The organism is Nocardioides insulae DSM 17944 (genome assembly GCF_000422825.1).
Taxonomy (GTDB): Bacteria; Actinomycetota; Actinomycetes; order Propionibacteriales; family Nocardioidaceae; genus Nocardioides; species Nocardioides insulae.
In genome coordinates, this window is record NZ_AUGU01000017.1 from 40,838 (window position 1) to 62,216 (window position 21,379).

Below are 21,379 nucleotides of genomic sequence, written 5' to 3' on the forward strand. Positions count from 1 at the left end.
GACTCTTCGACCATAAGCTCCGCCACGATGCCCGTCCAACACTCCTTGTGGATGGGGTGATACCGCAGAAGTATCGGGTTCCTGCCATCAGGGAGGTGGGGCGGATGTGGCCCTCGACGATCTCGACGAGACTTCGCGGGTGGCCGGGGCGCCGCCGCGCTCGCCGTACTCCGCGGAAGCACCGAGGGCCTGCTCCCCGGTGGTACGGCGGCGCTTCCAGCGGTCCACGGGGCCACCCGGCTGGTGCCCGCTCAGGACCCCGACTGGACCGTCCTGGAGGACGCCGCCGAGGAGCTCGCCCTCCAGCTCGGCGACGTCGAATGAGGCGTGGGCTCAGGGCAGCGGTCCACCGGCGAGCGCGACCACCACGCCGACCGCTGCGGCCAACAGGAGGGTGAGGACGACGCCGCGGCGGGCGACCAGGAGGAGGGCGGCAGCGCCCAGGAGCACGGCGAACTGCCACGGCTCAGCGAGCGCGACCGCCAGCGGAAGGGCCGAGCCCAGGATCGCGCCGATCGCCGCCGGGCCGGCGCCGTCGAGGAAGGCACGGATCCGGGGACCGTTGCGCCACCGGTCGAAGTGGGTCGCGCCCCCCAGCACCAGGACGAAGGACGGCAGGAACGCCACGGCCGTGGCGAGCACCGCACCGAGCAGCCCAGCGGCGGCGTACCCCACCACCGCAACGGTCAACACCACCGGGCCGGGGGTGATCTGGCCGAGGGCCACCGCGTTGAGGAAGTCGGCGTCGCTCATCCAACCGTGCTGCTCGACGGCATCGCCCTGCATCAGCGGGATGATCACGAACCCGCCCCCGTAGGACAGCGCCCCCACCTTGAGGGCGGTCCAGGACAGGGCGAGCAGGACACCGGAGCCGGCGGTCCCGAGCAGCCCCGCCACCAGCCCGGGAGACACCAGCGCGTAGTGCCCGCCCACCTCCCGGGGGCGGTGGGGACTCCGCGGATGCCGGACCACCAGCTCGACCCCACCGCAGCCGAGGAGAACCAGCACCAGCCACGGCCCGATCGTGGCCGCGGAGACGCCGCCGGCCACCACGTAGCCGATCCATCTCGCCGGGTGCGCTCGGCGTTCCCAACTGGGCACCAGCAGCGCCCACCCGGCCGAGACGGCGACGGCGGCCACCGCCGATCCGGCACCGGCGCCTGCCCCGAGCACCCAGGTGGGCGGCGCACCGGCGAGGAAGAGGACGGAGAGCGCGAGGATGAGGACGAAGCCCGGGAGGATGAAGGCCGCGCCGCCGAGCAGCGCACCGGTGCGGCCGCGCACCCGCCAGGCGGTGAAGATGGCCAACTGGGTCGAGGACGGGCCCGGGAGCAGGTTGCAGGTCGCCACGGCATCCTCGAACTCGACCTCGTCGATCCACCCTCTCCGCTGCACGCACACCTCGTGCAACATCCGGATGTGCACGGGTGGGCCGCCGAAGCCGAGGCAGCCGATCCGTCCCCACTCCCGGAGCACCGCTCCGAGGTCGGCGATGCCTTCGTGTGGCGGGTTCACACCCAGCACCCTGGCAGCTGATGGTGAACGCAGATAGAAGAGCGTGACCGGTGGCGCCGGGTCCCCCGGATTCACGCAGCCGAACCCGACTTCGGTGGCGGCGGGTCGAACCAGTGTGCGGACCCTTCTCACCCACCGCTCGATCAGGGACGGGCGGTACGACGGTCGTTCAGTCCACCCGGCGGGTCCCGGCGCGGTGCCGGGCGGCGAGTTCGACGTACCCGGGAGCATTCCGTTGGAGGATCTCGTAGGCGTTGCTGCCCTCCTCGATCGGCCCCTTGACCTTCGCGGGTACGCCGACCACGAGCTGTCCGTCCGGCACCTCCATGCCCGGCGAGACGAGTGCGCCGGCCGCGACCATGCAGCCGTCGCCGATCACGCTGTGGTCCAGGACGGTGGCGCCGTTGCCGATCAGGGTGCGGCTGCCGATCCGGCGGCCGTGGACGACGCACCCGTGGGCGATCGTGCTGTGCGCCCCGATCTCCAACCGGTGGCCGGTCATCACGTGGAGCACCGAGTTGTCCTGCACGTTGGTGCCCTCCTCGATGATGATCGGGCCGACGTCGCCGCGGAGCACCGCGCCGTACCAGATGCTCACCCCCGGCCCCAGCCGGACGTCGCCGATCAGGGTCGCCGTCGGCGCGACCCAGGCCTCGGGGTGGATGGTCGGACGGACACCCTCGTACTCGAACAGGTTCATGGCTGTGCATTCTCCATGGCGCGAGCGTGCCGCCACCCACAGGTGCGTCGATCCTCCGCCGGCCGCTCCCGCACGATGCCGGACGCCACCGGTCGCCGGCTCAGCCGCGCGCGTCCAGCTCGGCGATCAGGCGCTTGGGCGCCACCAGCCGGTACGACGCGTCGACCAGCTCGCCGACCTCGGTCCAGTCGACCGCGGTGTCGGCCAGGTCGATCCCCCGCCAGCCCGACGGCCCCCAGTAGGCGGGGACGAAGAATCGGCCATCGCCGTCGATCGCGGGCAGTTCGGCCGGGTCGATCTTGACCAGGCAGGCGCTGGGCCACGGACGATGGTCGCCGGGACGCAGCTTCTCGGTGCCGCCGAAGGTGGCGAAGATCTTGCCGGCCCGGAACACCGGTCGGCCGTGCGCGATCTGCTCCTCGGCGCCGGGGAAGGCGAGGCACAGCTCGCGCAGCTCGGCCAGCCCGGGATCGTCCTCGCTGAACATCACTGGATGCGGCACCGTCCCACCGTAGTGTGCGGCGGTAGGTTGGGCCCGCCCCATCACTTGACCGAGGAGCCGTCGTGGCCGATCTTCTCTATCGACTGACCTTCGCCGCGGCGAAGACGTGGTTCACGCTCGGCAAGGTCGAGATCGATCTCCAGGGCACCGAGCACATCCCGACCTCGGGCGGCGCGGTGCTCGCGGTCAACCACAACTCCCACCTCGACTTCATCGCCGCCGGCTACCCGGGCGAGCGCCGTGGCCGGTTCACCCGTTTCATGGCCAAGCGGGAGGTCTTCGACCACCCTGTCGGCGGTCCGGTGATGCGCGGCTTCAAGCACCTCAGCGTCGACCGTTCCCAGGGTGCGGAGGCGCTGCGGGTGGCCACGGCCGCCTGCCGCAGCGGGGAGGTCGTCGGGATCTACCCCGAGGCGACCATCTCACGCAGCTTCCAGATCAAGGAGCTCAAGTCGGGTGCGGTCCGCATCGCCGCGGACGCCGGCGTACCGCTGATCCCGGTGACGCACTTCGGCATGCACCGGATCCAGACCAAGGGTCATCCCCGCGACTTCTCCCGCGGCAAGCCGGTGGTGATGCGCGTCGGCGAGCCGATGTACCCCACCGGCGAGGATCTCGTCGCGGAGACCGCCGAACTACATCGCCGGCTCAGCGACCTGCTCGACGAGTGCGTCCGGGCGTTCCCGCTGCAGGAGCCCGACGCCTGGTGGCTTCCCGAGACCCACGGCGGCAGCGCCCCCTCGCTCGAGGAGGCCGAGCGGATCGACCGCGAGGAGAAGCGTGAGCGTGCTCGCCGGAAGGCGGCCAAGCGGCGCTGACGCCCGGTGGCCGGTGGGCGTCGTTCAGCCGGCCCGTCCCTCACCCAGCGTCGCGACCTCCGCAGCGAGGGCGGTGACCCGGTCCCAGTCGCCGTCGCGCAGCGCGTCGGCGGGGGTGAGCCAGGAGCCGCCGACGCAGCCGACATTGGACAACGCGAGGTAGTCGGGCGCGGAGGAGAGCGTGATCCCACCGGTGGGGCAGAACCGGGCCGCGGGGGTCACCGTGGTGAGCGACTTCAAGAAGGCGATGCCGCCGGAGGCCTCGGCGGGGAAGAACTTCAACTCCCGGCACCCCGCCTCCAGTGCGGCCAGCACCTCGGAGACGGTGGCCGTGCCGGGCAGGAACGGCAGGCCGGTGTCGGCCAGCGCGCCCAGCAGGCCCGGGGTGGCTCCCGGACTGACCAGGAAGGCCGCGCCCGCATCGGCCGCCTCCTTGGCCAGGCTCGGGGTCGTGACGGTGCCGGCCCCGACGACCACCTCGGGCACCTCTTCCGCGATCGCCGCGATCGCCTCCAGGGCCGCCTCGGTGCGGAGGGTGAGCTCGACGACCGGTACGCCGCCGGCGGCCAGCGCCCGGGCGGTGGGCACCGCCTGGTCGACGCGGTCGACGACCACGACCGGGATGACGGGGGCGAGGGCGAGCAGGGATTCAGGCCGGGACACGGGTGACCTCCGGGGTCGAGTGGCCGAGGGCGGGGAACACCGAGGCCCCCTGGTCGGCCCGGCCGACGCTGGCGCGGAAGGCGGCGAAGAGTTCTCGGCCGGTGCCGGACCACTCCTCTTCCATCGGTGCCCGACCGGTCGGCTCACGGCGGTCGAACTCCTCGGTGTCCACCCCGAGATCGAGCCGCCCGGCGGCGGAGTCGAGCACGACCAGATCGCCGTCGCGCACTCGCGCGAGCGGCCCACCGAGGGCCGCCTCGGGGGTGAGGTGGATGGCCGCGGGGATCTTGCCGGAGGCTCCAGACATGCGTCCGTCGGTGACCAGAGCGACCCGCTGGCCGCGGTCCTGGAGGACGCCGAGTGCCGGGGTGAGCTTGTGCAGTTCGGGCATCCCGGTCGCCGCCGGTCCCTGGTAGCGGAGCACGGCGACGAAGTCCTGCCCGTCCAAGGCGCCCGCCGAGAACGCCGCCAGGAAGTCGGCCTGGTCGTCGAAGACCCGGGCCGGTGCGGTGACCGCGCGGTGCTCCTCGGCCACGGCCGACACCTTGATCACGGCGTGGCCGAGTCCGCCGTCGAGCATCCGCAGCCCACCGTCCGGGGCGAAGGGCTCCGCCACGGGTCGCAGCACGTCCCGGTCGGCCGAACTGTCGGCCGCCTCCACCCAGGTGGCCGCGCCGTCGGCGTCCAGGCGGGCCTCGGCGACGTAGCGCCGCAATCCGGGGCCGGTCACGGTCAGGACGTCCTCGTGCAGCAGCCCGGCGTCGAGCAGGGTGCGCACCAGGAACCCGATCCCGCCGGCGGCGTGGAAGTGGTTCACGTCGGCCGAACCGTTCGGGTAGATCCGGGCCAGCAGCGGCACCACCGTGGAGAGCTCGGCGAAGTCCGCCCAGGTCAGGTCGATGCCCGCGGCCCGGGCGATCGCGACCAGGTGCAGGGTGTGGTTGGTCGATCCCCCGCTGGCGAGCAGGGCGATGGTGGCGTTGACGACGGCCCGCTCGTCGACGATCTCGCCGATCCCCGGCGCACCTTCGATCGCGTTGCTCGTCACCCGCGCCGCAGCGGCACGGGTCAGGGCGTCCCGCAGCGGGTTGTCGGGATTGACGAAGGAGGAGCCGGGCAGGTGCAGGCCCAGCACCTCCATCAGCAGTTGATTGGAGTTGGCGGTGCCGTAGAAGGTGCAGGTGCCCCGCGAGTGGTACGACGCGGCCTCGGCGGCCAGCAGTTCGGCCCGGCCGACCTTGCCCTCGGCGTACTGCTGGCGCACGTGCGCCTTCTCCTTGTTGGGAAGTCCCGAGGCCATCGGGCCGGCGGGCACGAAGACGGTCGGCAGGTGCCCGAAGGAGAGCGCACCGATGAGCAGACCCGGCACGATCTTGTCGCACACCCCGAGCATGAGCGCACCGTCGAACATTTCATGGGAGAGCGCGATGCCTGCGGACATGGCGATCACGTCGCGGCTGAACAACGAGAGTTGCATCCCGTCGCGCCCCTGGGTGATGCCGTCGCACATCGCCGGGACTCCCCCGGCCACCTGGGCGATCCCCCCGGCGCGCAGGACGGCGTCCTTGAGGACGGGCGGGTAGTCGACGTAGGGCTGGTGCGCGGAGAGCATGTCGTTGTAGCTCGTCACGATCGCGATGTTGGGCTTGGTCGTGCCGCGCAGGTCCGCCTTGGCGGCGGGTTCGGCGGCGGCGAAGCCATGGGCGAGGTTGGCGCAGGCGAGCCGGCCACGGGCGGGCCCTCGCTCGGAGGCGGCACGGACACGGCGCAGGTAGGCGGCTCGCGACGCACTGCTGCGCGCAGCGATCCGCTCGGTCACCTGGGCCACCGTCGGGTGGAGGGGACGCAGAGGGGTCAACGGCTCGGCTCCTCGGATGGGCCGGTCAACCGAGGCAGACCAGCGGCGGGCTGTCAATTTGCACGATCCAATTTAGAACACATCGGAACCGTGGACCAGCCACCCGGGCCGAACTTTTCCTTACTCGCTCAGTTCGTCGTCCTCGACCGGTCCCCCGCGGGCCCCTCTGACCGGCCTCGTGGGAGTCGAGCAGGTCGACGGATCCGCACCGGCAGCCGAGTTCCGGCGTACGGCGGCGCTCACCCCGGCCCGGACGTGGGCGATGATGGCCCGGTGACCGCACTCAACGGCCCCACCCCCAGGGCTCAGGAGCGCTACCTCGAGGCCGGCCTCCGCGTCTTGGCCGAGGAGGGGTACGCCGGATTCAAGCTCGCCCGCGTCTGCGCCGAGTTGGGCACCACGACCGGAAGCTTCTACCACGCCTTCCCGAACTGGGCGACCTACGGATCGGCGCTGATCAGGTACTGGCGTGACACCCGCAGCGACCAGCTGATCCGGCACGCGCGCGAGATCACCGACCTGCCCGCCCGGGTCGAGGCGCTCACCGAGATCGCGCTGACCCTGCCGCACGCCTCCGAGGCGGCGATCCGGGTGTGGGCCGCCCACGACCCCGAGGTGGCCGCGATCCAGACCGAGGTGGACGCCCAGCGCCGCGACTTCATCGCCGACACCTACGTGTCCATCGGAGGGGACGCGGTGGTCGCGCGCGAGTACGCCACCACCGCCATGTTGCTCTTCATCGGCTACGAGTCGGGGACGATGGCCACCCTCGAGGACCTCCGGCGAGGCTTCGAGATCCTCACCGAGCAGACCACCTTCCAGGGGAGGTGACCGGGCTCAGGCCGGTCGCGGTGGGCGTGCGCCCGTGACGAGCAGCCGGTCGCGGTCGATGCCGCGCTTGAGGATCTTGCCGGTGGCACCCTTGGGCAGGGCCTCGACGAACTCGTAGACCCGGGGGATCTTGTACGCCGCCAGCTGCTCGGTCAGCCATGCGCGGAGCTCGGCCGGATCGATCACCTCGCCCGGGATGGGCGCCACGACGGCGGCGATCTCCTCCCCGAGCCTCTCGTCCGGCACCCCGATCACCGCTGCCTCGCGCACCCCGGGATGGCTGAAGAGCACCTCCTCGACCTCGCGGGGGTAGACGTTGTAGCCGCCGCGGATGATGAGGTCCTTGAGTCGGTCGACGATGAAGACGTGGCCGTCCTCGTCCATCCGGCCCAGGTCGCCGGTGAGGAACCAGGCGCCACGGCGGACAGCGGCGGTGGCCTCGGGGCGGTTCCAGTACTCCCGCATCACGACCGGCCCGTCGATGGCCACCTCCCCGACCTCGCCCCGGCGTACCTCGATCCCGTCGGTGTCCACGATCGCGACCTTCACCCCCGGCAGCGAGCGACCGACGCTGCCCTGCTTGCGGTCGCCGTCGGGCCGGTTGAACGTCGCTGCGCCAGTGGTCTCGCTCAGACCGTAACCGTCCAGGACGTCGGCGCCGAAGCGCGCTTTGAAGGCGCGCGCCACCTCCAGCGGCAGCGCCGCCCCACCGGAGCAGGCCAGCCGGAGCGCGGTGAAGTCGGCGGCGGTCCGGTCAGTCTCGGCGTGCAGCATCTCGTTCCACATGGTCGGCACGCCGGACACCGCGGTGAGCCGGTGCGCGGCCGCCAGCTCCAGTAGAGCAGCACCGTTGAAGGGCCGCAGCAGGGACAGGCTCGCCCCGGCCGTCCACACCGGCCGCATCACCGCGCCCTGCCCGAAGATGTGGAAGAGCGGGAGGGCGGTGCCCATCCGGTCCTCCGTCGAGATGGCGAGCGCCCGCTGGAAGATCTCGCCGGTGTCGACCAGGTTGGCGTGGGTCAGGACGGCCCCCTTCGGCCGGCCGGTGGTACCGGAGGTGTAGATCAGGGTCGCGGCGTCCAGTAGGTCGACGACGGCCACCTCACCGAGTTCGTCGGCCGGGCCGAGATCCGCCAGGGAGGGTTTCCACAGCGGGACGTCGCGGACCTTGGCGGCGGCCGTGACCGCGTCGGCTTCGCCGGGTCCGTCACCGGCCCAGCCGATGGCGAGCACGCAGTCGGCGTCCTCGATGAAGTACTCCAGTTCGGGCGGCGCGCACAGCGGGTTGACGGTCACCGCGGTGGCGCCGAGAGCCAGTACCCCGTGGTAGGCGATCACGAACTCCGCACTCGTGGGCAGGACCATCAGGACACGGTCGCCGCGGCCGATCCCACGCTCCCGGAGCCGCTCGGCGGCCGTGCTGATGCACCGCGCCAGCTCACCGTAGGACCATCGGCGATCGCCTTCCCTCAGCGCGATCCGCTCCGGCGATTCCTCCGCGTGCCGCCAGATGACGTCCACTCCGTTGGCCACTGCTCTCTCCCCTGTCACGACATGTTCGCCGGTCATTCCTCGCCACGTGGCGCGACCAGGCCCACAATTGAACTTGACCTCATGTTTGCTTATCGTGGCCGACATCACAAGCGACCCGGAGGCACAGTTGAGCATCACCACCCGGCAGATCGTCCTGGCCCAGCGCCCCCAGGGCTTCCCCGACGACGAGACCTGGTCGCAGGTCGAAACCGAGGTGCCCAGCCCGGGCCCGGGCGAGTTCGTCGTACGGACCGACCACATCTCCCTCGACCCGGCGATGCGCGGCTGGCTCAACGACGTCCGCTCCTACGTCCCGCCGGTCCAACTGGGCGAGGTGATGCGTGCGCAGGCCACCGGCGTCGTCACCGCCTCGGAGAACGCCGACTTCCCCGTCGGCACGGCCGTGATCGGCGGCTTCGGTGTCACCGAGCACGCCCTCAGCGACGGCTCGGGGGTCAGCCGGATCGATCTCGGCCTCGCCCCCGCCCCGACCTGGCTGGGGGCGCTCGGCATGCCCGGCATGACGGCGTACTTCGGTCTGCTCGACGTCGGCCGGCTCCGCGAGGGCGACACCGTCCTGGTCTCCGGCGCCGCTGGGGCCGTGGGCAGCGTGGTGGGCCAACTGGCCAAGGCCAAGGGGGCCCGGGTCATCGGCATCGCGGGTGGTGCGGACAAATGCGCCTGGCTGCGGGAGATCGGCTTCGACGAGGCGATCGACTACCGCGAGGAGAAAGTTCTCCGCCGGCTGCGCGAGCTCGCCCCGGACGGCATCGACGTCTACTTCGACAACGTCGGAGGCGACATCCTGGACGCCGCCCTGGCCAACCTGCGACGCGGGGCCCGGGTCGTGCTGTGCGGTGCGATCTCCGGTTACAACGCCGAGTCCCTCCCGCCGGGGCCGAAGCGATACATGTCCCTGCTGGTCTTCCGCGCCTCGATGACCGGGTTCGTGGTCTTCGACTACCAGGACCGCTACCCCGAGGCCGTGGCCGCGATCGGTGAGCTGATCACCTCCGGCCGGCTGGTGGCACGCGAGACCGTGCTGCCGGGCGGGGTGGCCGGCTTCCCCGAAGCGCTGCTGGGCCTGTTCCGCGGGGTCAACACCGGCAAGCTCGTCCTGGCCGTGGAGGAGTCGGCATGACCACTGACCTGCTCACCGACGTCACCGACGGCGTCGGCACCATCACCCTGAACCGGCCCGAGCGCCGCAACGCGCTCTCCCGGCCCATGATCGAGGGGCTGATCGAGGCCCTGCGGACGATGGAGAGCTCCCGTGCCGTGGGGGCGATCGTGCTCACCGGCGCCGGCGGCGCCTTCTGCTCCGGTGGCGACGTGCAGCGCTTCGACGAGTCCGGCGGGGAGGGCGGCGGTTCCGACGAGGTCGACCAGGAGGCCGTCGAACTCCAGCGCCAGCACCAGGGGGAGACCGTCGGCCGGATCCACCGGTGCCGCAAGCCCGTGCTCGCCGCCATCCCGGGCGCCGTCGCCGGCGCCGGCATCGGTCTCGCCCTCGCAGCCGACCTCCGCATCGGTACGCCGCGCACCGTCTTCGCGACCGCCTTCGGCGGGGTCGGACTGGCCGGCGACTACGGCGTCGCCTGGCTGCTGGAGCGACTGGTCGGCCCGGCGAAGGCGAGGGAACTGATGTTCCTCAACCCGAAGATCCGCGGCGAGGACTGCCAGCGCCTGGGCCTGGTCAACTGGACGGTGCCCGAGGACGAGCTGGCCGACCGCACCGCCGAGATCGCCGGGCGGCTGGCCGCCGGGCCCTCGCACGCGCTGGAGGGCATGAAGCAGAACCTCCTGCGCGCGGCCCACGAGGACCTCGACGCCTCGATGCACGCCGAGGTGCCACTGCACAAGGGCACCGGCCTGACGGCAGACCACGTCGCCGCCGTACGCGCCTTCGTGGAGAAGCAGGCGCCCACCTTCCCGACCGGCTGGCACGACGGCGACTGACCTTCCGCCGTACCACCGACCACCGCACCATCACCGAGCCAGGAGTGACCATGGATTTCCAGACTTCCGAGCGTTGCCGCGAGTACCAGGACAAGTTGCTCACCTTCATGGACGAGCACGTCTACCCGGCAGAGTCGGTCTACACCGCCCAGATGATCGAGTCGGGCGACCCGAACTTCCACCCCCCGATCCTCGAGGAGCTCAAGACCGAGGCCAAGAAGCGCGGCCTGTGGAACCTGTTCCATCCCCACAAGAACGAGGAGTGGGGCTCCCCCGGGCTGAGCAACCTCGACTACGCCCCCCTCGCCGAGATCATGGGCCGCAGCCCCCACCTCGCCCCCGAGGCCACCAACTGCAACGCCCCCGACACCGGCAACATGGAGGTCTTCGAACTCTTCGGCACCCCCGAGCACAAGGAGAAGTGGCTCAAGCCGCTGCTCGCCGGCGAGATCAACTCCGCCTTCTGCATGACCGAGCCGGAGGTGGCCAGCTCGGATGCCACCAACGTCCAGCTCCGGATGGAGCGCGACGGCGACGAGTACGTCCTCAACGGACGCAAGTGGTTCGCCTCCAACGCCCTGCACGCCAACTGCAAGGTGCTCATCGTGATGGGCAAGACCGACCCGGACGCCGCCACCCACCGGCAGCAGTCGATGATGGTCGTGCCGATCGACACCCACGGCGTCACCGTCCTCCGAGGGCTCCCCGTCTTCGGCTACCTCGACCGCGAGGGCCACGCTGAGATCCTCTTCGAGGACGTCCGCGTGCCCACCAGCGCCCTGCTCGCCGGTGAGGGCGACGGCTTCATGATCAGCCAGTCCCGCCTCGGTCCCGGCCGGATCCACCACTGCATGCGCTCCATCGGCATGGCCGAGCGCGCCCTGGACCTGATGATCAAGCGCGCTCAGACCCGTGAGACCTTCGGCGAGCCGATCGCCAACCGCTCCAACATCCAGGACTGGATCGCCGAGGCCCGCATCCAGATCGAGGCCACCCGGCTGCTGGTGCTCAAGACCGCCTGGCTCATGGACACCGTCGGCAACGAGAAGGCCCGCACCGAGATCGCCGCGATCAAGGTGCTCGCCCCCAACATGGCCCTGGAGATCATCGACCGCGCCATCCAGGTCCACGGCGGCGGCGGCGTCACCGACGACTTCCCCCTCGCCAGCTTCTACGCCCACCAGCGCACCCTGCGTCTCGCCGACGGCCCCGACGAGGTCCACAAGCGCACCATCGCCCGCGTCGAGCTCCGCCGGATGCGGGACGCCCTCGCGGTCTGAACCTGGGACCCACTCTCAGTCCGGAGGCTGACCGCCCGACTCCGAGGTGTCCTCGGGCGGCGCCTCCGGGTCGGGGAAGCCCTGGTTGATGTACTCCTGGGAGGATTCGAACTCCGGGGTGTCGAACACCTCGCCGGCCAGCGGATCCTCGCTCGGCTCGGCGAGGAGCGGGTCGCCGGTCTCGGGGTGGAAGGTCATGTCGCTGGGATGGATGTGCCGGAAGGACACGATGTGGGGTTCGGGCTGCCCGTCCGTCGCATCGATCTCCCGCGGGTGCTCGGGGGGAAGCCCGATGATGGTCGAGGAGACACCCCGGAAGCCCCGGAACTCCTCGTGATGATGATGGGCGGCGGACGGCTCCGCCGGCACGGTCTCGGCGACGGGCGGGATGACCTGCATGTAGTTGGGCATCGTGGCCACCTCGTGCCGGAAGGCCTTGAGCAGCGACACGCAGCCCAGCACCAGGATCACCGAGAACGGCGCAGCCGTCGAGATCGACAGCGTCTGTAGTGCGGTCAGAGCGACATCGCCGCCGACGACGAGCAGAACGGCCGCGGCGAGCCCCTCCAGAACCGCCCAGTAGACCCGCGTGACCACCGGGGTCTCGGTGCTGCCACCGGAGGCGAGCATGTCGATCACCAGGGACCCGGAGTCGGAGGAGGTCACGAAGAAGAGCACGATCACGACCATGGCGACCACGCTGAAGACCACCGGCAGTCCACCCGGGAAGGACTCGAAGAACTGGAACAGCGACGTGGTGCTGTCCACCGTCACCTCGCCGGTGTCCGGATCCTCCACGGTCAGGCTGCCGTCCTGTGACTGGAGCCGGATCGCGGAGTTACCGAAGATCGTGAACCACACCAGGCTCGCCGCGGTCGGTGCCAGCAGGACGCCGAAGACGAACTCCCGGATGGTCCGTCCGCGGGAGATCCTGGCGATGAACATGCCGACGAAGGGCGCCCAGCTCGTCCACCAGCCCCAGTAGGCGATGGTCCAGATCCCCTCCCAGCCGTCCGATGAGAAGGCCCCGACGTGGAACATGGTCTGGGGCAGCTGGCTGAGGTAGCTGCCGAGGTTCTCGGGCAGCGACTGGAGCAGGAAGATGCTCGGACCGAGCAGGAAGACCAGCAGCGCGAGCAGCGCGGCCACGCTCATGTTGATGTTGGACAACCACTTCAATCCCTTGTGGACGCCAGAGACCACGGACCAGGTGGCGATCAACGTGATGGCTCCGATCAGCATGATGACCAGGCCATCGGTGGGCTCGGCCCAGCCGAGGAAGTCCAGACCGCCCATGATCTGGCTGACGCCGAAGCCGAACGAGGTCGCGACGCCGAACAGGGTCCCGACGATGGCCACGGTGTCGACCGCGTGACCGAGCCAGCCCTCGACCCGCTGGCGACCGAGCAGCGGCTCCAGCAACCACCGCACCGCCAGCGGGCGTCCGCGGCGAAACGACATGTAGGCCAGCCCCAGGCCCACCACGGCGTAGATCCCCCACGGGTGCAGACCCCACTGCAGCATCATCAGGCCGACCGAGTCCTGGGCTGCCCCCAGGGACTCGGGAGCGTTGCCGAACGCCTCGGGCGGCATCACGTAGTCACTCAACGGCTCGGCGACCCCGAAGAAGACCAGCCCGATGCCCATCCCAGCGCTGAACAACATGAGGAACCAGGAGACGACCCCGAACTCGGGGCTCTCGTCGTCGCGCCCCAACCGGATCCGGCCGATCCGGGTGAGGGCGCAGAAGATCGTGAACGCCAAGAAGATGTTGACCGCGATGACGTACCACCAGCCGACGCCGTCGGTGATGGCCCGGTTCAACTCGGTGGTCACCTCGTCGAGGGCGTCACCGGCCACCTGACTGAAGACGAGGGTGAAGGCGATCAGTCCGATGATCGCGATCGAGGCCGGGATGAAGACCGGCTTCAGGATCGCGGACCAGCCGGTGGGCTGCTGGGGCGCGGTGGTGCCGAGATCTGAGTTGGATGGTGGGGCAGACATACCTCGAGTCCTCCTCCGGGCAGCGTGCCTGAGCAGTGCGAGTCACGCTCGCCGCCCTGGTCGGCTGCTCGCACCCAGTTCCCCGTGGACGGTCGAGTGACTCACCATCCTGGCACACCTGGACCGCGCCACCGCGGCGTCTGCAGGGGCCCCGTCCACAGCCGCCCGCCTGGGGTCGGGGTCAGCGGTCACGGGTCGAGGCACTAGTCTCCCGGCGCCGCCAGCCGGAGGCCATGGCACCAGATCCTGGTGGCGGTGTGCACCAGAGCCTCCAGGTCGCCGTCCCCGACGATGAAGGCGCTGTACGCCAACCTGCTGAGCATCGAGGAGAGCGCGCGGGAGGCCATCATCGGGTCCAACTCGGGGTCGGCCAGCCCCCTGGCCTGGAGGTCGGCGATGCTCTTCGCGTTGCGCTCGACGAACATCGCCGAGCGTGCCTGGCGCAGTGCCATGAAACGCGGGTCGATGTGCGCGACCTGCTCCATGAGGGCCATCAGCCGGGCGTTGCGCCGGTAGGCCTCGAGGTAGGCACGGTTGCTCGCCTCGATGATCACCGCGGGATCCTCGGCATCCCCGACCCGGGCCACGCCGGGATGGAGCATCTCCTCGCGCGCTGCCTCGAGGACGGCCTCGAAGATCTCGTCCTTGCTGGTGAAGTAGGTGTAGAAGGTGCCGGTCGAGCACTGCGCCTCGACGGTGATGTCGCTGAGCCTGGCGTCGAGGTAACCGTCCCTCTCGAAGACCACCCGAGCGGCCTCGACCAACTTCTGCCGGGTCCGGTGGCCGCGCTTGGTCACCGGGCTCTTCTTCATCCCATCCGCGGACTGCGTCATCCCCTCACCTTCCTCCGGTTGCGCCGAGACGGGACGGTTCCCGCTTCTCCCGGGCCGTTGACCTTCGCGTCAACCGTGTGACACCGTTCACACGCAAGTTGAACCCGACCTCATCTTCGGAGATCTTCGTGACGACTGCAACCCACCGCATCGCAACCAGCAAGGCGATCCGCAGTTTCGTGCCACTGCTCCTGATGGCCTACTTCATGGCCTTCGTCGATCGTTCCAACGTCGGCCTCGCGAAGACCGCCCTCGAGGCCGATGTGGGGATCAGCGCTACGGCGTACGGCCTCGGAGCGGGGATCTTCTTCCTCAGCTACGCGCTGTTGGAGATCCCCAGCAACCTGGTCCTCCACCGGGTCGGCCCGCGGATCTGGATCACCCGGATCGCCATCACCTGGGGCCTGTTGTCCTCCGCCTTGATGTTCGTCAACTCCGAGACGACCTTCTACATCCTGCGATTCCTCCTCGGTGCCGCCGAGGCCGGGCTCTATCCCGCCTTGATGTATGTCGTCACCGTCTGGTTCGCCCAGGAGGACCGGGCGCGGGTGGTCGGGTACATCCTGATCGCCTCCTCCCTGGCCTACGCCCTGGGCGGCCCGATCGGCGGTGCACTGATGACCCTGGACGGGACGCTCGGCCTGCACGGCTGGCAGTGGCTCTTCCTCATCGAGGGCATCCCGTCGGTGATCATCGGCCTGCTGATCTGGTTCAAGCTGCCCGACAGCCCCCACGAGGCGAAGTTCCTGACCGCCGAGGAGGCCGACGCCCTGGTCCGCAAGGCCGCCGTACCGGCCAAGGAGCAGATCCGCGGCAACCTCGGGGCCGGATTCAGGAATCCGGTCATCCTGCTGGTCGCGACGATCTACTTCCTCAACCAGGTGGTGACCTACGGGTCGATCTTCTTCGTGCCCTCCGTGGTGGAGTCGATGGGCGTTGAGGGTTCCTTCACGATCGGGGTGTTGGCCGGCGCCATCGGCGTGGGCTCGATCCTCGGCGTGCTCGTCTTCCCCCGGTGGCTCCGCCGTACCGGCAACGAACTGCCGCTCATCGCCCTGGCCTCGGCCAGCACGGTGGCCTTCTCCGCGACCTTCCTGCTCGTCCAGATCTCCGCTCTGCAGTACCTGATGCTGATGCTCTCGGCCTTCATGTTCACCGGCGTCCTGCCGATGTTCTGGTCGATCGCGATGGCCCGGGTCTCGGGCAAGATGGCGGCCGCCGTGCTCGCCTTCATCAACACCATCGGCCTCACCGGCGGCTTCGTGGGCCCGTATCTGTTCGGCATCGCCGAGGACCTCAGCGGGGATCCTGCCGCCGGCCTGGTCGTCGTCCTGATCTCCAGCGTGATCAGCCTCGCCCTCACGCCCATCCTGGTCCGGGCCGTACGCCGCAGCAGCGCCCTGACCGCGGAGATTCCGGAGCCGCGCGCCAGCTCACCGGCCTCCGACGTACCTGCCACACAGGTCGACGTCGAGGAGCGCTGAGCATCGCGGGGGCACCGCGTTCGAGCTTTACCATTCCATGCTGATCTGGCCGTTGACGCCCGTCAGAACCTGTGACAGGTTTCACAGTCGCCGGTAGAACCGGTTCTACCCTCCCAAGAAGAGAGCCCACGCATGTCGAACGCGGTGCACGCCCTCGCCACGAAGAAGGCGATCCGGAGCTTCATCCCCCTCCTGCTGTTCGCCTACTTCATCTCGTACGTCGACCGGATGAACATCGGTCTGGCGAAGACCCAGCTCGAGGCCGACGTGGGCATCAGCGCCGCGGCCTACGGTCTGGGAGCGGGCATCTTCTTCATCAGCTACGCGCTGCTGGAGATCCCGAGCAACCTGATCCTGCACAAGGTCGGCCCGCGGCTGTGGATCGCCCGGATCGCCATCACCTGGGGCCTGCTCTCCTCGGCGATGATGTTCGTCAACTCCGAGACGACCTTCTACATCCTGAGGTTCCTGCTCGGCGCCGCCGAGGCCGGTCTGTACCCGGCGCTGATGTACGTCGTCACCGTCTGGTTCGCCCAGGAGGACCGGGCCCGCGTGGTCGGCTACATCCTGGTCTCCTCCTCCCTTGCCGGGGTCGTCGGCGGACCGATCGGCGGCGCGCTGATGCTGATGGACGGCACCCTCGGCCTGCAGGGCTGGCAGTGGCTGTTCTTCATCGAGGGCATCCCGGCGGTGATCATCGGTCTGCTGATCTGGTTCAAGCTCCCCAACAACCCGCACGGCGCGAAGTTCCTCACCACCGAGGAGGCCGACGCCCTGGTGGCGGCGGCCGCTGAACCGGCCAAGGACGAGATCAAGGGCAGCCTGTGGGTCGGCTTCAGGAACCCCGTGGTCCTGATGGTGGCGCTCACCTACTTCACCGCCGCTGTGATCATCTACGGCGGCTCCTTCTTCGGCCCTGCCGTGATCGAGTCGATGGGAGTGTCGAACTCCCTGCTGGTCGGCCTCATCGCCGGTGGCATCTCCTGCGGCGCCATCGTCGGTGTGCTGATCTTCCCCAAGCTGCTGAAGCGGATCGGCAGCGAGCTCCCGATCATCGCGCTCTACGGAGTCGTGAACATGGCGGTCGCGGCGCTGTTCTTCATGGTGTCCAGCCCCGTTCTCCAGCTTGTCCTGTTCTTCGCCATGACGGTGGTGACGGCCGGCGTCCTGCCGATGTTCTGGTCGATCGTGATGGCCAGGGTCTCGGGTCGGATGGCCGCCGGTGTGCTCGCGTTCGTGAACACCGTCTCCCTCCTGGGTGGCTTCGTCGGTCCGGTGCTCTTCGGTATCGCCGAGGAGGCGACCGGCGATGTCACCAGCGGCATGGCGGTGGTCGGCGTGTGCGGCGCCGTCAGCCTGATCCTGCTGGGCGGCCTCACCCTCGCGATCAAGCGCGGCCGGCGCGCCGTGGTCCCGGAGCCGCGCCAGGACTCCCCGGAGGCGGCGGCACTGATCTCCCCCCTCGAGCCCGAGGAGCACTGACCTGCTCCTGACACCGCGCTATCGACGCGCGAGCAAGACAGCGAAGTCCTCGGCGTCGTCGGTCCACCAGTGCTCCACGGTGAGACCGGCGGCGCCGAGCTCTGCCGTGATGCCCTCCCGCCGGAACTTCGCCGAGATCTCGGTGCGCAACTCCTCGCCCTCGGCGAAGGCCAGGTCCAGGTCGAGCCCCTCGAGCCGCGCCCGCACCGGGCGTACGGCGCGCAGCCTCATCTCGATCCACTCCCGGTCGGGCTCCCAGACCGCCCGGTGTGCGAAGTCGGAGGGGTCGAGATCGCCGCCGAGTTCGCGATCCAGGACGGCGAGCACGTTGCGGTTGAACGCGGCGGTGACGCCCGCCGAGTCGTCGTAGGCGGCGATCAACCGGTCGGGATCCTTGACCAGGTCGACGCCGAGCAGCAGGGTCTCGCCGGGGCGCATCGCCGCGGACAGTGCGGCGAGGAACTCGCCCCGCGTCTCGGGAGGGTGATTGCCCAGGGTGCCCCCGAGGAACACCACCATCCGCGTGCCCGGGGCCGGGAGCTCGTCGAGGTGCCGATCGAAGTCGGCGACGGCGCCGTGCAGCGCCAGACCCGGATAGTCGCGCCGCAGGTCGGTCATCGCCGCCCGGAGCGCCCCCGCCGAGACGTCGACAGGGACATACCCGCTCAGCCGCCCGGTGGCCAGGAAGGCGTCCAGCAGCAGCCGGGTCTTGGCCGAGGACCCCGAGCCGAGCTCGAGGACGACCTGTGCCCCGGATGTCTCCGCGATGTCGGCTGCGTGGGCGGTGAGGATCGCATGCTCGGTGCGGGTCTGGTAATACTCCGGCAGCCGGGTGATCTGCTCGAACAGGATGCTCCCGCGGTCGTCGTAGAAGTACTTCGGCGGGAGCCATTTCGGACTCGCGCTCAACCCGATCAGGGCATCCCGCTCCAATCCCTGACGCAGGTCGTCGGGACCGAGGAGGACCTCGAGCCGGTCCTGGGCGAGCTCGTCAGGGGAGGCCTGCCGGGGCCTGGGGGCGCTCACGGCAGAGGTCGCGTGCAGGTGATAACGCCGTGCGGACCGGCGCGCGTGGGCGGAATCAGACACGGGCGCCTCCGTCCGCCAGTCGCAGCCCGGTGAGGGGCCACCGGGCCCCGGCCGGGAAGAAATTGCGGTACGACGCCCGCGCGTGGCCGGGAGGAGTGAGCGCGCAGCCGCCGCGCAGCACCATCTGCGCGGACATGAACTTGCCGTTGTACTCGCCGATCGCCCCGGTCGGCGGGTGGAACCCCGGGTAGGGCAGGTAGGAGCTGGAGGTCCACTCCCAACAGTCGCCGAAGAGCTGCCGCAGACCGCCGGTCGGGCCGCCCGCGGGCCGCGGGTGCCAGCTGATGGTGTCGGCGAGGTTGCCCGCCGGGGTGCGCCCGGCCTCCTCGAGCTGGGCGGCGTGCTCCCACTCGGCCTCGGTGGGCAGCCGCTTCCCGGCCCAGGTCGCGAACGCATCCGCCTCGTAGTGGCTGACGTGGCACACCGGCAACTCCGGGTCGACCGGCCGGGTGCCGTGCAGCGTGTGCTCCAGCCACACCCCGTCGGCCTCGACCCAGTAGAACGGGGCGTGCCAGCCCTCGGTGGTGATCTTCGCCCAGCCGTCGGAGAGCCACAGCTCGGGACGCCGGTAGCCGCCGTCGGCCATGAACGCCTGCCACTCGCCGTTGGTCACCAACCGGTCGGCGAGCCGGTACGGCTCGAGCCACTGCTGGTGCCTGGGCAGCTCGTTGTCGAAGCAGAAGGCACCACCCTCGTGACCGATCTCGACCAGGCCGCCCTCGTAGTCGCGCCAGGACAAGGGTCCGGCCGCGCCGCTCGGCGCCGGGGCCCCGGCGTACGCCGGGCGGAGCGGGTTGAGCGAGAGCACGTGCTTGATGTCCATCAGCAGCAGCTCCTGGTGCTGCTGCTCGTGGTGGAACCCCAACTCGATGGTGGGCAGCAGCTTGGCGAGGGTGCCCTCGTCGACCCCGGCGACCAGATCCCGCATCCGGTCGTCGACGTTGCCCCGGTAGAGCCCGACGTCGTGGGCGCCGGGACGGCTGATCACCCCGCGCATCGGGCGGGCATAGCGGGGGCCGACCTGCTCGTAGTAGCTGTTGAACAGGAACCAGTACTGATCCTGGAAGGGGGCGAAGTCGCGCTCGTGCTCGGCCAGGATGAAGGTCTCGAAGAACCAGGTGACGTGCGCGCGATGCCACTTGGTGGGCGAGACGTCCGGCATCGACTGGACCGTCTGGTCCTCGGGCGAGAGGGGGGCCGCCAGCTGCTCGGTGTAGGCCCGGACCCGGTCGAACCGATCGAGGACGCTCTGGGGTTCGGCGACCCAGTCGTCTCGTGCGTCAGGCGTGGTCTCGGTGACACTCATGTCTTCACACTCACATCCTGCATCGATTGTCGGAAGAGCACTCAGGACCGCATCTGTCCGCTAGGACCGGAGGTCGCGCAGGGCGTCCTGGATGCCACGGTGGAAGGTCGGGTAGGCCCAGATCATCTGCTCCAGCGTGCTGGCGGGGACCCGACCGTGCACCGCGACCGCGAGGGCGCCGAGGATCTCGCCGCCGGCCGGGCCGGCCGAGGTGGCCCCGACCAGCTCATCGGTGCTGCGGTCGACGACGAGCTTGATCAGCCCGGCGTTGCCGGCCCCGTGGATCCAGCCCCGACTGGTCGCGGCGACATCGGCGGAGCCCACGGCCACGTCCAGGCCCCGGGCGCGGGCCTGCTCCTCGGTGAGGCCGACGGCACCGACCTCGGGCTCGGTGAAGGTCACGCGCGGGAGCGCGCGATGGTCCGCGGCGGGGCCCTCCCGTCCCAGGATCTCCCTGGCGACGATGTCGGCGTGGTACGTCGCCACGTGGGTGAAGCCGCCCTGTCCGGCGATGTCTCCCGCGGCCCAGACACCGTCGGTGACCCGCAGCCGGTCGTCGACGGGCAGCGCGCCAGGTCGTCCCTCCAGCCCCAGAGCCGCCCAGGCCTGGGCGTCGATCCGGGGACGCCGGCCGGTGGCGATCAGCAGCCGCTCCGCCTCGACCTTGCCGCCTGCGGTCTCCACCCGGAAGCGGCCCTCCACATGATCGACCCGGTCCACCCCGTCGCCGAGTCGCAGCGTGATCCCATCCGCGCGCAGGGCATCGGCCAGGAGCCGACCGGCCGCCGGCTCCTCCATCGGGATCGGCCGGTCGGCGGCGTCGAGCAAGGTGACCTCGCTGCCGAACCGGGCGAAGACCTGGCCCAGCTCGCAACCGATCGCCCCGGCCCCGAGGACCGCGAGGGTCGCCGGCACCGCCTCGGTCTCGATCGCCTCCCGGTTGGTCCAGTACGGCGTGTCGGCCAGTCCCGGGATCGGCGGGACCGCGGCCTCGGTGCCGGTGGTGATCACCAGTGCCCGCCGGGCCTCGACCACGCCGGTGCCGGGCACCTCCACGTGCCGGGGGCCGAGGATCCGCCCGCGGCCGCGGAGGAATCGACCGCCCTCGCCGACGTACCGCTGGACCGCGACGGTGTCGTCCCAGTCGGTGGTGGCCTCCTCCCGAATCCGCCGGGCCACCGGCGCCCAGTCGGGACTCACCCGTGCCTGGCCGGCGAATCGTGGGACGCGCCCCGCCTCGGTCAGCAGGTGGGCGGCCCGCAGCATCATCTTGCTCGGGATGCAGCCCCAGTAGGGGCACTCCCCACCCACCAGCCCGGCCTCGATGCCGAGGACGTCGACTCCCGCTCGGGCCAGTTGGGTGGCGACCGACTCACCTGCGACGCCGAGACCGAGGACGACCACGTCGGCGGTGAGGTCTGCGGACGGATCGGCGACCTGTGGTGTGGTCATGTCGGACTCCTGGTCGAGCTCTCGGTCGACGGACGGGAACTGCCTCCACCGACATTAGCCGCGATCGGCC

Annotated in this window: 18 protein-coding genes; 7 read left to right on the forward strand and 11 right to left on the reverse strand. The window is 70.3% G+C overall.

The window, feature by feature from the left end:
• Positions 1-333: 333 nt before the first annotated feature.
• The 3 genes from chrA to G515_RS0109110 all read right to left on the reverse strand — a co-directional run bounded on the left by chrA (position 334) and on the right by G515_RS0109110 (position 2,717).
• Positions 334-1,515 carry a chromate efflux transporter gene (chrA, locus tag G515_RS0109100; RefSeq protein ID WP_028659898.1) on the reverse strand — a complete coding sequence of 394 codons (1,182 nt, stop codon included), beginning with the start codon at positions 1,513-1,515 and terminating at the stop codon, positions 334-336.
• 169 nt (positions 1,516-1,684) lie between these two features.
• The gene (locus G515_RS0109105; RefSeq protein WP_028659899.1) at positions 1,685-2,215 is read right to left on the reverse strand and encodes a gamma carbonic anhydrase family protein; all 531 of its coding nucleotides are present in this window, start codon (positions 2,213-2,215) and stop codon (positions 1,685-1,687) included.
• A 100-nt stretch (positions 2,216-2,315) separates the two neighbouring features.
• A complete protein-coding gene (locus tag G515_RS0109110; protein ID WP_084653371.1) occupies positions 2,316-2,717 on the reverse strand; it encodes an MmcQ/YjbR family DNA-binding protein in 402 nt (133 codons plus the stop codon).
• A gap of 62 nt (positions 2,718-2,779) precedes the next feature.
• On the opposite strand from G515_RS0109110, the gene G515_RS0109115 reads away from it, so the two are divergent.
• On the forward strand, positions 2,780-3,535 hold the full coding sequence (locus G515_RS0109115; protein ID WP_028659901.1) for a lysophospholipid acyltransferase family protein: 756 nt from the start codon (positions 2,780-2,782) through the stop codon (positions 3,533-3,535).
• 24 nt (positions 3,536-3,559) lie between these two features.
• Here the strand turns inward: G515_RS0109115 and eda are convergent, their stop codons facing one another.
• Both eda and edd read right to left on the reverse strand, forming a co-directional pair.
• Positions 3,560-4,198, reverse strand: coding sequence for a bifunctional 4-hydroxy-2-oxoglutarate aldolase/2-dehydro-3-deoxy-phosphogluconate aldolase (gene eda / locus G515_RS0109120; RefSeq protein ID WP_028659902.1), 639 nt, complete (start codon positions 4,196-4,198; stop codon positions 3,560-3,562).
• Positions 4,185-6,026, reverse strand: a complete 1,842-nt coding sequence (edd, locus tag G515_RS0109125) for a phosphogluconate dehydratase (RefSeq protein WP_281168299.1) — start codon at positions 6,024-6,026, stop codon at positions 4,185-4,187. The genes eda and edd overlap by 14 nt, the downstream gene beginning before the upstream one ends.
• 303 nt (positions 6,027-6,329) lie before the next feature.
• Between edd and G515_RS20455 the strand changes: the two genes are divergently transcribed.
• Positions 6,330-6,887 (forward strand): TetR/AcrR family transcriptional regulator, encoded by a 558-nt coding sequence (locus G515_RS20455; protein WP_036555152.1) that lies wholly within the window; start codon positions 6,330-6,332, stop codon positions 6,885-6,887.
• A 6-nt stretch (positions 6,888-6,893) separates the two neighbouring features.
• Here G515_RS20455 and G515_RS0109135 read toward each other — a convergent pair whose 3' ends face one another.
• Positions 6,894-8,420, reverse strand: a complete 1,527-nt coding sequence (locus G515_RS0109135; protein WP_028659904.1) for a class I adenylate-forming enzyme family protein — start codon at positions 8,418-8,420, stop codon at positions 6,894-6,896.
• Positions 8,421-8,514: 94 nt separating this feature from the next.
• Between G515_RS0109135 and G515_RS0109140 the strand changes: the two genes are divergently transcribed.
• Genes G515_RS0109140 through G515_RS0109150 form a run of 3 tightly spaced genes read left to right on the forward strand, consistent with a single transcriptional unit; the run spans position 8,515 to position 11,659 of the window.
• Positions 8,515-9,561 (forward strand): NADP-dependent oxidoreductase, encoded by a 1,047-nt coding sequence (locus tag G515_RS0109140; protein ID WP_211220990.1) that lies wholly within the window; start codon positions 8,515-8,517, stop codon positions 9,559-9,561.
• Complete coding sequence (locus G515_RS0109145) at positions 9,558-10,379, forward strand: enoyl-CoA hydratase/isomerase family protein (RefSeq protein ID WP_028659906.1); 822 nt, start codon at positions 9,558-9,560, stop codon at positions 10,377-10,379. The genes G515_RS0109140 and G515_RS0109145 overlap by 4 nt, the downstream gene beginning before the upstream one ends.
• A 50-nt stretch (positions 10,380-10,429) precedes the next feature.
• On the forward strand, positions 10,430-11,659 hold the full coding sequence (locus G515_RS0109150) for an acyl-CoA dehydrogenase family protein (protein WP_028659907.1): 1,230 nt from the start codon (positions 10,430-10,432) through the stop codon (positions 11,657-11,659).
• 15 nt (positions 11,660-11,674) lie between these two features.
• On the opposite strand, the gene G515_RS20460 is transcribed toward G515_RS0109150, so the two are convergent.
• Together G515_RS20460 and G515_RS0109160 are read right to left on the reverse strand one after the other, a co-directional pair.
• Positions 11,675-13,663 carry a BCCT family transporter gene (locus G515_RS20460; RefSeq protein WP_036555155.1) on the reverse strand — a complete coding sequence of 663 codons (1,989 nt, stop codon included), beginning with the start codon at positions 13,661-13,663 and terminating at the stop codon, positions 11,675-11,677.
• Positions 13,664-13,866: 203 nt separating this feature from the next.
• Entirely contained in the window at positions 13,867-14,496 is a 630-nt protein-coding gene (locus tag G515_RS0109160; RefSeq protein ID WP_028659908.1) for a TetR/AcrR family transcriptional regulator, read from the reverse strand.
• Positions 14,497-14,624: 128 nt separating this feature from the next.
• Between G515_RS0109160 and G515_RS20465 the strand changes: the two genes are divergently transcribed.
• Together G515_RS20465 and G515_RS20470 are read left to right on the forward strand one after the other, a co-directional pair.
• Positions 14,625-15,980, forward strand: coding sequence for an MFS transporter (locus G515_RS20465; RefSeq protein WP_211220991.1), 1,356 nt, complete (start codon positions 14,625-14,627; stop codon positions 15,978-15,980).
• 132 nt (positions 15,981-16,112) lie between these two features.
• The gene (locus tag G515_RS20470) at positions 16,113-17,462 is read left to right on the forward strand and encodes an MFS transporter (protein ID WP_084653373.1); all 1,350 of its coding nucleotides are present in this window, start codon (positions 16,113-16,115) and stop codon (positions 17,460-17,462) included.
• Between the two features lie 18 nt (positions 17,463-17,480).
• Here the strand turns inward: G515_RS20470 and egtD are convergent, their stop codons facing one another.
• The 3 genes from egtD to G515_RS0109185 are packed head-to-tail and all read right to left on the reverse strand — an operon-like array spanning position 17,481 to position 21,309.
• Positions 17,481-18,551, reverse strand: a complete 1,071-nt coding sequence (egtD, locus tag G515_RS20475) for an L-histidine N(alpha)-methyltransferase (protein WP_245565315.1) — start codon at positions 18,549-18,551, stop codon at positions 17,481-17,483.
• Entirely contained in the window at positions 18,544-19,857 is a 1,314-nt protein-coding gene (gene egtB / locus G515_RS20480; protein WP_036555157.1) for an ergothioneine biosynthesis protein EgtB, read from the reverse strand. Before egtB ends, egtD begins: the two co-directional genes overlap by 8 nt.
• A 60-nt stretch (positions 19,858-19,917) precedes the next feature.
• Positions 19,918-21,309, reverse strand: coding sequence for a dihydrolipoyl dehydrogenase family protein (locus G515_RS0109185; RefSeq protein ID WP_051218081.1), 1,392 nt, complete (start codon positions 21,307-21,309; stop codon positions 19,918-19,920).
• Between the last annotated feature and the right edge of the window lie 70 nt (positions 21,310-21,379).